Source organism: Acidobacteriaceae bacterium (genome assembly GCA_035944135.1).
In the GTDB taxonomy this organism is placed as follows: domain Bacteria; phylum Acidobacteriota; class Terriglobia; order Terriglobales; family Acidobacteriaceae; genus Granulicella.
The window spans coordinates 79,282-92,512 of record DASZBM010000008.1 but is presented as its reverse complement, the minus strand read 5'-3'; the positions used below and the strand labels follow the sequence as shown (position 1 = coordinate 92,512).

The following is a 13,231-nucleotide window of genomic DNA, read 5'->3' as shown; positions in this document are numbered from 1 at the left end:
GCCACGATTGGCTTCTCATTTATCTCGGGGTTGTTATCATTTTTTGTCGGCATGCTTCAACGGCTCAAACTTCCGGACAACATGGATGGCAAAGCGTGGCTCTATGCCAATCCAGCTGGAGCCAACCGTCGGCATCATCATGTAGAGCTCGAGTTGAATCTTGTAACCCATGGCACCGGGACATATCTGTTGGGGAATCGGCAGTATCGGATACGCCGCGGTGACCTGCTCTGGCTGTTTCCTGCGCAGGAACATGTCCTTTTCGAGCAAACGCCCGACTTCCAGATGTGGATCGTCGTCTTTCGACGGCGGCTAATCAGGCGCAGCGCCGTAGATACCGCGTCTCTGCCGCTACTCCAACGAAATTTCTCCGGCGACACCTGCCGCCGCTTGAGCCAACATCAGCTCACACGATTCGAAGAGCTCTTCGTCGGCCTCGCCGAAAGCACAGACGAACCGGGGCTTCTCAATGCCAGCCTGGCCTACACCCTACTGCACGCCTGGAAGTGCTTCGAGAAAGCGGGTAAAGTTCCAGTACGTAACGTTCATCCCGGGGTCGAGAGTACTGCACGGCTGCTACTTTCTGATCAGAACAGTTACAGTCTTTCGCAGCTTGCGAGCCGCGCCAGTCTGAGTCCTTCACGGCTCAGCCGGCTCTTCAAACAGCAGACTGGCCTCTCGATCGTTCAATTTCGTAACCGCCAGCGCATGCAGCGGTTCCTCGATCACTATGAAGTTAGTGCTGAACGAGGCAAGTGCACTCTGCTCGAGGCTTCCCTCGCGGCCGGCTTCGGAAGCTATCCGCAGTTCCACCGCGTCTTCCGACAAATCACTGGCTGCTCGCCCGCCGAGTACCGCCGTCGCGACCGCCCCTAGCTCGCGACCACACGGCGCCACAGTCTTTCGATCTCCCGCCGCAACAACTGCGCGTCCTCCCAGCTATTCGGAAACGACGACAGCGCATATCCACCCTCAACCGGCCCCAGCTCAGGGCAGACGAATATCTCGCGGTCGGTTCCGCCGTTTCCCTCCAGCCAGAACCGGAGTACCGCCTCTGCAAATGGGAGCCACTCACGCACTTCCTGCGTCAGCTCGCCGCGCCCATTTGTGATCGGAAGCTGCATATGATGGCCATTGAAGGGGCGGAAGTGAAACTGTTGCGCATTCTGCACCAGATCGCGACGAACTAGCAGCCGCTGCTCGAAGTTTTCCGGAACGAGATGCTTGACGACGGCAAAATGCGAGAAATCCCATGAGATCGGCAGCAGCTCTCCGGCCGCCTCAAAATATCCGTCCGCCAGCGCGTACATCTTCTCCGGTGTCTCCGTGCAGGTGCCGCGATGCGTCTCAATCGCGGGACGCAGCCCGCGCGCTCTTGCCCCTTCCATCAGCGTCGTGGTCAGCTGGAGCGCCTCGGGCGTCAACATCTCATCGCCACCGAGCTGCACGTTGACGTGCAGCGCTCCGGCGTCTCGAAGTTCATCCAGCACCGCCGGGAATGCAGCCGGATCACTCGTCACAACTCCGCCGACGAAGGTTAATCCTCGCCTCTGTAAACCCTCGGTCAGCGCCCGGCTCGGCGCCCAACATACGGCGTCAAAACCAGCGTCCTGAATCGCTTCCAGCTTCTCTTCGAGTGTCCATTCGCGCTCTGGCGAGGGGTGCTGCATCAGCGTCCAGAGGTTGGCAACATGCCGCAGAGTCGGCCTCATTCGAAATGCTCTCTCCTCTTTGGGGTTGAATTACTTCCATTCTTGCGCACAATTCGAAAATTGTCTTGCCATGATTTCCATTCCTTTGAAACAATGCGGATCGGACAGGAGAGCATCAAATGCGAAGCGGCAAGGCCGAAATCCATTATGGCCCTCAGCCGACCCTTCCGGCGTGCCCGCCGCTAACCATCGTGGCAGACGACCTGACGGGTGCCTGCGATGCTGCGGTCGCCTTCACCTGCCGATGCAACCCCGTCCGGGTGCAAATTTCCCGCCAAGCCACAGAAAACGCCGGCCTTCGTGCCATCTCCACGGAGAGCCGCGACCTGTTTTCCGAAGAAGCAGTGCGCCGCCTGCAAAACATCGTAGAGCGACTCCCCGCCGGTGTCGAGCTCTTCAAAAAGGTCGACTCAGTCTTCCGCGGCAACACCGTTGTCGAGATCGCCGCAGCCCTGCGGCATGCCCCTTGCGACATCGCCATCATCGCACCCGCATACCCTGCTCTCGGGCGCGTCGTTCACCAAGGAGTCCTCAAGATTCACGACTCCATGGGCACACACTCGGTCCCAATCGCGGATCTCCTCGCCCAGGCAGGCTGCTCGCTGGGCAGCCTAGCTGCAAATGAATCCTTCGAATCGCTCGCCGACTCCCTGACCGATTGCGTGTCCATCGGAACTCGCGCTGTACTCTGCGATGCTTCGACGTCAACTCACCTGACGCAGATCGTGCGCGCGGCGCGATCTCTCGGCAAACAAATCGTTTGGATCGGTTCCGGTGGCCTCGCACATGCTCTCGCCGCAGAACTTCCCACTCTAGCGACGCAGCCACCGAAGCAGCTCCGCGAAGGACCAACGATCTTCTTCACCGGCAGCCCGCATCCGGTCAGCCGTGCGCAAGTCAGCCATCTCCAACAGGTGGCACAAATTGCCGAGCACCCCTCGCCTGCAACGCACTCGACGCAGGACGACCTGCTCGTTCCAATCGAGTTAGGTCGGACCACCGCCAACGAGATCCGCCGCGCCGTCTCATCGTATGACCCCGCTCAGATCGGCTGCCTCTTCATGACAGGCGGCGACACCGCGCACTTCGCCTGCCGCGCACTCGAGATCCAATCCCTGCGTCTCCTGCACGAGTTCGCGCCCGGCGTTCCCGTCGCGCTCGCCGAGGGCGGCCCCTTCGATGGCGTCCGCATCGTGCTGAAGAGCGGCGGCTTTGGCGCACCTGACCTCCTCTGTCGTCTACTGGAAGCAAATCGCGCCTCACATGAGGTAACCGCTTGACCACCCGCGCACCGTCCAGCGAAGAGCTCCGCCCGACCATCGTCATCACTCTCGGCGATCCCGCCGGAGTCGGCGCCGAGGTCACGCTCAAAGCGCTCGCCGATCCTGACATCCAAGACTCCGCGCGCTTCGTCATCCTGGGCGATTACGCCGCCGTCGCGGCAGCAGAGCAATGCACCGGCATTCGAATGGACACACTGCCCATTGAGTTCCGCGACTGCCACATGCTCTCCCCGAGCACACCAATTGCAATGGGAACGCTGCGCGCCGAGTATGGCGCAGCCGCCGTCCGTTACGTGCACGACGCTACACTTATGTGCCTGCGCGGCGAGGCCGACGCCATGGTCACCGCACCGCTCAACAAAGAGGCCGTGGCGCTCACGGGCATGCAGTTCTCCGGCCACACCGAGTACATCGCGGAACTCTGCAATGCCCCCGACTCACGCATGCTTCTAGCGGGCCAGCGCCTCAGCGTCGTTCACGTCTCCACGCACATCAGCCTGCGCGAGGCCTGCAACCTCGACACAGCGCGCATTATCCGCACCATCGAGCTCGGTGACGAAGCCATGAAACTGCTAGGCAAGCCGCGCCCGCGCATCGCCGTCTGCGGCCTCAACCCACACGCCGGAGAGCACGGCCTCTTCGGCACTGAGGATGAGCGCTTCATCCTTCCTGCCGTTGAAGCCTGCCGAGCGCGCGGCATCGATTGCGAAGGCCCCCTCGCGCCCGACACCATCTTCTTCCGCGCCGCCAATGGCTCGCACGATCTCATCGTCGCCATGTACCACGATCAGGGTCACATTCCAATGAAGCTCCTCGACTTCGAAGCGACCGTGAACATGTCGCTGGGTATCCCCATCCTGCGCACCTCCGTCGACCACGGCACCGCGTTCGATATCGCTGGAAAAAACATCGCCGGCGCCGCCAACATGAAGGCCGCCATTCGCATGGCCGTCACCATGGCGCGCCATCGTCTTCAACACGCCGTAACGGCTTAGCCCAGGTCCTGCATGCGTCCGCTCGATCTCATCATCATCGCCGCATACCTCGCAGCGCTCGTTGCGATCGGCCTGCGCTTTGCGCGTCGTCAGCGCTCGACGGAGCGATACTTCGTCGCCGGCCGCTCCGTACCTGGATGGGCGATGGGCCTCTCGCTGCTCGCGACGATCATTACCAGCGTTACGTTCATCGCTTACCCCGGCGCGGCCTACGCGGGCGACTGGTCATTGCTCGTCCCTGGCATCCTCTTCGTCGGAGTCCTCGGCCTCATCGGTTCCGTCATCGTGCCTTTCTTTCGTCGCGTCGTCTGCATGAGCGCCTACGAGTATTTCGGCCGTCGCTTCGGCCGCGGCGTCCGCCTCTACTCATCGTTCGCCTTCGCCATCGGGCACTTTTCCAAGATGGGCTTCGTCTTCTACCTGCTCGCGCTCACGCTCGCCAGTATGACCGGCTGGCCCATCACCGGCATCATCCTGCTCACTGCAGTCGTCACCATCTTCTACACGCTCATCGGCGGTGTTGAAGCCGTGGTCTGGAGCGATGTCGTGCAGGGCTTCATTCTCTGGGCAGGCATCCTGGTTTCTCTCGCTTATCTCCTTTTCCTTCCTCCGCAAGGTCCGCACGCAGTTCTCGCTGACGCCTGGAGCCACCACAAGATGAGCCTCGGCAGCACCACATTCCGCTTCAACCAGCCGACCATCATCGTGCTTGTCATCTATGGATTCTTCTTCTACCTGCAGAAGTACACCGCGGATCAAACCGTCGTGCAGCGTTACCTGATCGCGCGCTCCGACCGCGCAGCCATCCGCGGCATCGCACTCGGCGCCGGACTCTGTCTTCCCGTGTGGGCCGCATTCATGCTCATCGGCAGCCTGCTCTGGAGCTTCTACCGCCTCACCGGCGAGACCATCCCAAAATCCATCACCAGGGCCGACGCCATCTTCCCGCACTTTCTCGTCACGCACATTCCCTCGGGACTCGCCGGCCTGTTCGTCGCCGCACTGCTCGGCTCGGCCATGTCCATGCTCGCCTCTGACATGAACTGCCTGTCCGTGATCGCTGTCGAAGACTTCTACCGCTTTGCACGCCCGCGCAGCACCGACCGACAGCTTCTGCGCGCCGGCCGCATCGTCGTCGCACTCAGCGGACTCGCTGCCGCTGGTGTCGCCCTTCGTCTCGCGCACACGCATGGCAGCGCGCTCTCGCTTTACTACACCATCACTGCTGTCGTCGCCGGCGGCCTCGCAGGGCTCTTCCTGCTCGCCTTCCTGATGCCGCGAGCCACACGCGAAGGAGCCATCGCCGGCCTCGTCGTCAGCCTCATCTTCACCGCGTGGGCCACGTTCACTGAAGGCGGCAAGATCCTCAATCTCGGCCACTGGAACTTCACGTGGCACGACTACATGATTGGCGCCATCGGCCACGTGATTCTCCTTGTCGTCGGCGTCGCTGCAAGTCTTCTACTTCCCGGCTCACCTATAGCGCCCGACCTCACCTGGCAGGGGTGGCGGCGTCAATCACAAATGCCAGTTGCTGCCGGAGTCTGAGAAAACAATGATTCAGTCATTCAACCACCGAGGAGTTCCGATGAACCGCCTTCATCAAGCCATCAAAGACGCAGCTGGACAGCCCCTGCTCGGCGCCGCGCTCTACTCCTACGATCCAATCTTTCTCGAGATCGCTGCGCACATGGGCTTTCAGGTCATCTGGATCGAGATGGAGCATGCGCCGATCAGCTTCTCGGAGGCCGCCGATCTCTGCCGCATGGCCACCGGAACCGGCATGCTCACCATGATCCGCATCCCCGACGCGCGCCGCGAGAGCGTCCTCAAGGCCGCCGAATGCGGCCCTGACATCATCGATATTCCCATGGTCGACACGCCCGAGGAGGTCGACGAGCTCGTGCGTTATGCGAAGTTCGCTCCCATAGGCGAGCGCGGCATGTTCAGCGTCTCTCGCGCGCTCCGCTACGGCATCGTCGACAGCGTGCCCGCCGAACAGCAGAAGCTCAACACCGAACTGACGCTTCTCGCGCAGATCGAAACTAAAGAAGCGCTCGAGCGCATCGAAGAGATCGCCTCCGTTCCGGACGTCGACATCTTCATCGGTCCCGCTGATCTCGCCTCCAGCCTCGGCATCCCCGGCCAGACCTCGCACCCTGACCTCCTCGAAGCCGCCGAGCACATCGTCCGCGTCTCCCGCAAGCACGGCAAAAAGATCATCACAGCATGCGGTGCCGCAGACTTCCACCATTGGGTTCGACTTGGCGTCGACCTTCTCTTCTGCACAAACAACATCGTCTGCCTCAAGGCCGGCGCTCAGATCGCACTTGACGCTGCACAAGAAGCCATCGCTGCCGTCCAAAACGAATCCAAGCCGCGTCCCGCACTCGCGAAATAGCCGATGAGCATGCGCTCCGTCACATTCCTGCAACCGAATCGGCTGACCTTCGGCGATGGCTGCCTGGCCGAAGCGCTTACTTATCTCACGGCTCTTCCCTCGCGACGCATCCAAATCGTTCACTCACCCTCGCTCGCAGCGGTAGTTGATCGCATGCAGGAGGGACTGATCATCGCAGGATGCAGCGTCACCACAAACCCTGTACCAGCGGGCGAACCCACCATCACTGCATTCAACTCCGCACTCTCGCACGCCCGCGCCGCCAACCCCGGATGCGTCGTCGGTATCGGCGGGGGCAGCGCACTCGATCTCGCCAAGCTCCTCGCCGCTTTCGTGCGCAACGATCAGCGCATCGAAGACACCTTCGGCATCGGCCTGCTCTCTTCGCGCAACTGCCACCTCGTCTGCATCCCGTCGACCTCCGGCACTGGCAGCGAGGTTTCGCCAAACGCCATCCTGCTCGATGAAGCCGCGCAACTAAAGAAAGGCGTTATCAGCCCGCACCTCGTCCCCGACGCAGCCTTCGTCGACCCCACCCTTACGCACTCGGTTCCGCCCGCCGTCACCGCTTACACCGGCCTCGACGCGCTCACTCACTGCATCGAGGCCTACACAAACCGGTTCGCGCAACCGCTCGTCGATCTCTACGCACTCGAAGGCATCTTGCTCTGCGCGCGCTTCCTCTGCCGCGCCGTCCGCAATCCCGAAGACGCTGAAGCCCGCGAAGCGATGGCTCGCGCGAGCCTTTACGGCGGCCTCTGCCTCGGCCCAGTCAATACTGCCGCCGTGCACGCACTTGCCTATCCCCTCGGTGGTGAGTTCCACCTCCCGCACGGCCTTTCGAACGCAGTTCTGCTTCCAGCAGTCTTCCGCTTCAACGCCGAAGCAAGTCCCGAACGCCACGCCGACGCAGCTATCGCCCTCGGAGCCACGCCACAATCAACTCCACTCAGGACCGCGCTCGCCGGCGCCACACAACTCGAGCACCTCACGCGGGACTGCGGCGTCGACATTGATCTCAGCCGCCACGGCATTGACCGCGGCAGGATTCCGCACCTCGCCTCGGAGGCAATGACCGTCCAGCGCCTGTTGCGCAACAATCCGCGCGAGATCACGCAAGCCGACGCAGAGTTCATCTACGCGCAGTGCTTCCGCGCCTGACCATCCCTCACTCACTCACAATGTAGTGTCCCGCATGGTCAAGCACCACGACGCGACGCGTTCCACCCTCCGCGCTCTCGCTCTGCATAGTCTTCCCGTTCACATGCGCCGCCGCAACACCGGCATTTGAAACCGGCACAGAGAGCCTTGCGGTCACACCCTCCGGCACATCGACGGCTATCTCCGTCGCAATTCCCTTCTTGTGCGCATCCACTTTGATCAGCCCATGCGGCGTCGGCATCGCTCCGCGCGCCCATTGCAGGTCCACCAGATCCGGCCGCACATTCACCGTCGCAAATCCCGCGCCCGTTGGCTGAATCCCCAGCACCTCTTCCATCAGCCACGCCGTCGGCCCCGACGACCACCCATGCGCCAGCGACACAAAGTACCCAGACCGATTATCCGCCTGCAGCGATGAGTGAAAGTCTTCGTGATACCAGTCGACGTCGTACGCCTCCCAAAAGCTCGTCGCGCCCTCGTTGATCATCCCTCCCCAGAACTGCCGTATCCACGCGAGCGCCGCGTCGCGATGATTCATCTCTGCCATCGCACGCAACACGTAGTCGCCGTAGTACGGCGAGATGATCGGCCCATGCCCTAGCCCCGGCCCGGCCGGTTGCCCCACCTTCGAAAGCACATCTCTCCAGATCGCGTCATACTGATCCGGCCCCGCCGCGCCACTGATCACCGCAGCCGCATTCGTTTCCCAACGAGGTCCAAACGTCCCCGATGGATCCGCCAAATACTTATCCGCCGCTCCCTTCACCGTCTCGGCACGCTCGCGATACTTCGCCGCATTCACCTCATCGCCAACCTCATGCAGCAGAAACGCCGCCTCGCGATACGCCCGCACAAACTCCAACGTGGTCGCCCTCCGCGTCTCCGGCGTGTCCCCATTTAAGTCCGGCGACCAATCGACATACAGCCACACGTTGCTGTTATTCGCGTAGATGTTCCGCTGGTCAAACTCGCCATCAACCACATGCAGCAGCTCCAGCATGCGCTGATGCTCACGTTCGAGAAACGCCTTATCACCCTTGTGTCGATAAAAATCTGCCACGCCCGTGAACCAGAACGACGAGTACCCCGGGATCCCATTCACATGCTGATCCACCGGCGCGTGCGGGTCCGCGCCCAGCAGCCGATCCAGCGTGTCCTCCAGCAGCATTTTGTCCGCGAACACATCCTCGATCACCGGCCCGCTCACATCCGTATCGCCCATCCACCGTCCGCGATCACGCTTGCTCGCATCCCACACGCCATCCTGCATGCACAAATGCGCCGTGTACGCTCCGGTCTCCCAAATCCGGTTCAACAATGGATCCGAGCTCTCAAACGAGCCCAGGTACTTCACCGGATAGTAGATGTGGTCCGCATGAATCGACTTCACATGCAGATCTCTTGCTCCGCTAACGAATCGCACACGCGCATACCGGAACGCGGTCTTCGGCGAGTGCCCTGAACCATGCGGAGGAATCGTCATCTGATTCACGCCGAGATACGGCACCTTCAGCGCCTCCGACTCTGACTCGCCCACCTGCACCGTCACCGCCATCGGCTCATCCGAATCAGAATCGATCTCCAGCCTTCCCGTTAGCTCGCGCCCAAAGTCCAAAATCACACTCGGCGCCTCCGCATCGGTCAGCTTCGCCGCTGGCAGATGCACCACCACATCGCCGTTGCCGCTCTCCAGATTCTTCAACCCCTGAAACCCGCCAAGCCCTCCATATGACGCCATCACACTCATCACACGTAGCGGCATATGCGCCAGAAACGACGAGATCCCGTCATACCCCGGCCAGTTGTACAGCCCCGCATCCGCATTCCACTGGTACATCTCGATGCTGCTCTCAATCCCGCCGAACGCCTCCACTGGCTTCCACGCTGCATCATGAAAGCCCACCCGTTCCCATCCTTCGTTGAATGCCGTCGAGCTCCGCCACTCCGGCCCGCTGTGCATCAGATCCGGGGCTTCGACTCCCTCCGAACGCGGCACAATCTTCGCCACGAGAACGCGGCCTGACGTCTGCTGCTGCACCAATCTGCTGTTCGCAAATCCCGTTACGCCGCGGCCACGCACCGCTTCAATCGCAATCACGTTATCGCCGGCCCGCAGAGCCTGCGCCACCGCCGCTGCAAAGACATGCATGCCCAGCGGCGAACTCGTATCGCTCGCCACCTTCTCGACCTGTTGTCCATTCACCCACACCGAAACCGATCGCGGGCCCGCGACATACAGCGTCGCCTCAGTCGGCACGCTGTCCACATGGAAGTGTGCGCGAAAATAATGCGGCTCCGTTTCCTCTGTAATCGCCGGAAACCTGTACACGACCTTCCCGTCCTTCGGCCTCTCGGTCGTGGTCCACACATACTGCTCCGGCAGCGGCTGATGAATACTGCTCTCGAGTACCGGCGCGGCCACCCTACGCGAGGCATCTAACGGCTCCACGTGACTCGGACTCAACGTCTGCGTTAACGGCAGATCCTGAGCACCCGCAACCATGCATCCCGCCAACACCGCACCTAACACACCAACGTTTCTCATTCGCATCACCGCTCCGGAACCTCCTTCAGCGGCAGATGCACATGCTTGATCGATCGCCGCTGCCACGTATATGTCATATCCAAATCGCCATTCGCATCCTGAATTACCGCCGGATACGAGTACTCGCCCGCGCCCTGCTCCAGCGTTGCAAACACACGAAAGTGCTCTCCATCTGGGCTCACCGCCAGGTTCAGTGGCGACCTCCCGCGCGGCGTGTCGTTGAAGATCATCACCACGCGTCCATCCTTCAGCGCCACTGCATCCAGCCCTGAATTGTTGTTCGGCAAATCCAGAAAGTGCGTCTTGGTCCACGTCACTCCGTCATCAAACGAGTCCGCCACAACCACCTTCGCCGCCAGCGTCCGCGACCTCGCATACAGCCGCAGATGCTTCCCACTCAACCGCACGACCGACGGCTGAATGATCCCCTCAAACTCCCTCGGCCCATGATCCTTCGCGCGAATCTCCACGCTATCCATCGGCGGATCCGGCGCGGGCGTCTCCGCTTTGTCCTGCGCCTCCGTCACCACAATCGGGCCGATCTTCCTCCACGTTTCCCCGTTGTCCGTGCTGCGTTCAATCCACGCTGCCCAGGTCTTGTACGCCTCCACAGATGACCCGCTCACAATCGTGCCATTCTCAAGCACCAGCGGCTTCGCGCGAATCGGCCCCAGCAATCCCGCCGGCAACCGCTCCGGCTTCGACCAGGTCCTGCCCTCATCCGTGCTCCACATCCGCGCGCCCGACCAACTCCCCGTATCCGGCCCAGCCTTGTAGTACAGCCACAACCGTCCATCCTTCGTGTGAAACAGCACCGGATTCCACGTTGGAATATTCTTCTCCCGCTCGGCCTCCGCGGGCTTCGACCACGCGCCATTCATGTAACGCGCCGTCCATATCGCCACATCCGGCGCGCGCTCGTGTGTTCCGCCAAACCACGCCGCCATTAGCTCGCCGCCGTGCAACTCCACAATCGTCGACGCATGACACTCCGGAAACGGCGCCGATCCCGGTTGAAAGATAAACTCACTCTTCGGATGCACACCCTGATCCGTATTGTGCGCCACCTGAGCACTCAACCCGCACGCCACCATCAACGCACCACACAGCACTGCTACACGAGCCCTCACCTCGAAGCCTCATCCGCGCTGAAGTCCGCGAGCGTCACAATCTCACCCGGCTGCACAACAATTTCACCCGGCACCGCCGCCTCAACATTCTCACTGTAAAAACTGGTCCGCTCCATCCGCGTCCACTGCACGCCGGTCCAATCTACGCGCAGCCGCTGCGCTTCGGTCGACCGGTTCAGCACAATCAAGCTATTGCGCTTCCCATCCGTGAAGCCAGCCGTCAGCAGATCGCCATTCGGCGTGCGCGCGTCCACTCTACGCATCCCCTTCAGCACATGCCGGCTAAACGCCCCCAACACCCTCAACTGAAAGCTCGACGCAACTGGCACCCAATTCTTTGCACGATCCGGCACCATCAGCGAGCGCGACGCCCCAAAGCTCGGCTGCTCCACATCCAGCAGCAACCAGCAATACAACAGCATCTCTGCATCGGCCTCAGTCAAATCCTTCTGATACAGCTGCCCAACCTGCAGCGCAATCCTGTACGACGGCTCCTGGTACGCCCCATCGTTCAAACAAATCTCCGTCGCCAGAAACGGCTTGCCCGCACTAGCCTCATGCATCGCGCGCAGCCGCGCATCATACATATCCGGATTCGCCAGGAACTCCTGGTAGTCATACTGGTGCGCCGCCGTAAAGTTCGTTGCGCGCCATTCCTCCGCAAACTTCTTCGCGTCGTCCATGCGCCGCACTGCAATCCACGAATACGGCGCATCCGCCATCTGGATCTTCGTTGACTGAAAACCCGCGGCATCCAGAGCCTTGCGCACCGCCGTCGTCATCGCCGCAAAAATCTCCGGCGGCTGCTCCACCTCATTCTGAATCCCCACAATCTCCGGCGCCGCGCCACTGCGCTCCTTTGCCCTCTTGCAAAATTCCACGACGATGCGCGCATACACATCCGGCTTCGCCGCGCGTTTCACCGATTTGCCCCAGGCATCAATCACGGGCTTGCCCTCCGGCGTGTACGCCTGGACCGCCCACTCCGGAAGCGCCCACATCTCATACAGCACCTCCCCGCCCATCTCCCGCGTGCGTCTGCTGTAGTCAAAATCCGACACCTCACCATTCGGAAAGTTATCGCCGTAGTAGTGCGGCGTCGCGTCCTTCAAATCCTCCATATTCGACAGATCCTGCTTCAACTGCGTGCCCATCGGGTACTCGCGATCCACCAGGAGGTTGTACCGCTTCAGCGTCTGCCAGTAAATCCGCTTGCCTTCATCGCTCAGCTCCGCATACGCCGGCACACTCGGGCTCCCACCAAATCCAATCATCTCCTGATGCACCTTCGCCGCGTCCACCGTCACCGTCGCATCCTGCGGTGTCTCCGCCAGCAAAGCACCGGAGAGCGTCAGGTGCTCATTGCGCGGCCCTGAAAACATCAACTGCTGCCGCGTCAGATCAAACAGCAGCGGAGCGACCAGCACGCGCTCTCCATTCAGCAACACCTGCACCGACAAATGCGCATCCACCACCACAGTCAGCGCGCCCGCATGCCCGGTGTATTGCTGCTCCTCCTCACGCACCGTCTTTTCCGGATAATTCCCTCCACCATCCAGCGCGGTCGAATCATAAAAACGTTCCACCAGCCGCACCTTGGAACTGGTCAACTCAACCGTCATCCCCGCGCGCGGCCCCGTAAATATCCACGACAACTTCGTCCGCTCCGGAACATCACTATCGAATTGCAGCGTCCTTCGAAACAGCGCCGGCAACTCGCCATTGAAGTACACGCGCGCAATCGCATCCGGCCTTGTCCACCCTGGCCCCACCGGCCCGTCACTCGCAAACTCAAACCGCTGCGCTACAGCCTGCGCGGGCGCTTTCGCCTCAGGAAGCATCACCGCCTTCTGCGCGTACGCCGCACAGCACAGCATCAACACACCGGTCGCCGACCATGCACGCATCATCAATCTCGCCTCTGACCTCGACAGTATCCCGCGAAAACCGGTGTAAACACTCATTTCATCATTCGATTTTTCCATTTCATCCCCAAAAAGCATA

Annotated in this window: 10 protein-coding genes; 6 read left to right on the top strand and 4 right to left on the bottom strand. The window is 61.3% G+C overall.

The window, feature by feature from the left end:
* The first annotated feature begins 51 nt into the window (after positions 1 to 51).
* The gene (locus tag VGU25_12995) at positions 52 to 876 is read left to right on the top strand and encodes an AraC family transcriptional regulator (GenBank protein HEV2578119.1); all 825 of its coding nucleotides are present in this window, start codon (positions 52 to 54) and stop codon (positions 874 to 876) included.
* Here VGU25_12995 and VGU25_12990 read toward each other — a convergent pair.
* The gene (locus VGU25_12990) at positions 873 to 1,712 is read right to left on the bottom strand and encodes a hypothetical protein (protein ID HEV2578118.1); all 840 of its coding nucleotides are present in this window, start codon (positions 1,710 to 1,712) and stop codon (positions 873 to 875) included. The two genes, VGU25_12995 and VGU25_12990, sit on opposite strands and share 4 nt — an antisense overlap.
* 119 nt (positions 1,713 to 1,831) lie before the next feature.
* Between VGU25_12990 and VGU25_12985 the strand changes: the two genes are divergently transcribed.
* Genes VGU25_12985 through VGU25_12965 form a run of 5 tightly spaced genes read left to right on the top strand, consistent with a single transcriptional unit; the run spans position 1,832 to position 7,552 of the window.
* Positions 1,832 to 2,992 (top strand): four-carbon acid sugar kinase family protein, encoded by a 1,161-nt coding sequence (locus tag VGU25_12985; protein ID HEV2578117.1) that lies wholly within the window; start codon positions 1,832 to 1,834, stop codon positions 2,990 to 2,992.
* Positions 2,989 to 3,990 (top strand): 4-hydroxythreonine-4-phosphate dehydrogenase PdxA, encoded by a 1,002-nt coding sequence (gene pdxA, locus VGU25_12980; protein ID HEV2578116.1) that lies wholly within the window; start codon positions 2,989 to 2,991, stop codon positions 3,988 to 3,990. The genes VGU25_12985 and pdxA overlap by 4 nt, the downstream gene beginning before the upstream one ends.
* Positions 3,991 to 4,002: 12 nt before the next feature.
* A complete protein-coding gene (locus VGU25_12975; protein ID HEV2578115.1) occupies positions 4,003 to 5,538 on the top strand; it encodes a sodium:solute symporter in 1,536 nt (511 codons plus the stop codon).
* 40 nt (positions 5,539 to 5,578) lie between these two features.
* Positions 5,579 to 6,391, top strand: a complete 813-nt coding sequence (locus VGU25_12970; protein HEV2578114.1) for an aldolase/citrate lyase family protein — start codon at positions 5,579 to 5,581, stop codon at positions 6,389 to 6,391.
* Between the two features lie 9 nt (positions 6,392 to 6,400).
* The gene (locus tag VGU25_12965; GenBank protein ID HEV2578113.1) at positions 6,401 to 7,552 is read left to right on the top strand and encodes an iron-containing alcohol dehydrogenase; all 1,152 of its coding nucleotides are present in this window, start codon (positions 6,401 to 6,403) and stop codon (positions 7,550 to 7,552) included.
* 7 nt (positions 7,553 to 7,559) lie between these two features.
* Here VGU25_12965 and VGU25_12960 read toward each other — a convergent pair whose 3' ends face one another.
* From VGU25_12960 to VGU25_12950, 3 genes are read right to left on the bottom strand one after another with little or no spacing between them, the layout of a single operon-like run.
* Positions 7,560 to 10,097 (bottom strand): alpha-L-rhamnosidase C-terminal domain-containing protein, encoded by a 2,538-nt coding sequence (locus VGU25_12960; GenBank protein HEV2578112.1) that lies wholly within the window; start codon positions 10,095 to 10,097, stop codon positions 7,560 to 7,562.
* Positions 10,098 to 10,102: 5 nt separating this feature from the next.
* Positions 10,103 to 11,227 carry a sialidase family protein gene (locus VGU25_12955; protein ID HEV2578111.1) on the bottom strand — a complete coding sequence of 375 codons (1,125 nt, stop codon included), beginning with the start codon at positions 11,225 to 11,227 and terminating at the stop codon, positions 10,103 to 10,105.
* Positions 11,224 to 13,137, bottom strand: coding sequence for a hypothetical protein (locus VGU25_12950; protein HEV2578110.1), 1,914 nt, complete (start codon positions 13,135 to 13,137; stop codon positions 11,224 to 11,226). Before VGU25_12950 ends, VGU25_12955 begins: the two co-directional genes overlap by 4 nt.
* Between the last annotated feature and the right edge of the window lie 94 nt (positions 13,138 to 13,231).

What these genes read in the sequence shown, in the direction of transcription:
- VGU25_12995 (HEV2578119.1), top strand. Translation starts at nt 52, where the DNA reads ATGCTTCAACGGCTCAAACTTCCGGACAACATGGATGGCAAAGCGTGG.
- VGU25_12990 (HEV2578118.1), bottom strand. Translation starts at nt 1,712, where the DNA reads ATGAGGCCGACTCTGCGGCATGTTGCCAACCTCTGGACGCTGATGCAG.
- VGU25_12985 (HEV2578117.1), top strand. Translation starts at nt 1,832, where the DNA reads ATGCGAAGCGGCAAGGCCGAAATCCATTATGGCCCTCAGCCGACCCTT.
- VGU25_12975 (HEV2578115.1), top strand. Translation starts at nt 4,003, where the DNA reads ATGCGTCCGCTCGATCTCATCATCATCGCCGCATACCTCGCAGCGCTC.
- VGU25_12970 (HEV2578114.1), top strand. Translation starts at nt 5,579, where the DNA reads ATGAACCGCCTTCATCAAGCCATCAAAGACGCAGCTGGACAGCCCCTG.
- VGU25_12965 (HEV2578113.1), top strand. Translation starts at nt 6,401, where the DNA reads ATGCGCTCCGTCACATTCCTGCAACCGAATCGGCTGACCTTCGGCGAT.
- VGU25_12960 (HEV2578112.1), bottom strand. Translation starts at nt 10,097, where the DNA reads ATGAGAAACGTTGGTGTGTTAGGTGCGGTGTTGGCGGGATGCATGGTT.
- VGU25_12950 (HEV2578110.1), bottom strand. Translation starts at nt 13,137, where the DNA reads ATGATGCGTGCATGGTCGGCGACCGGTGTGTTGATGCTGTGCTGTGCG.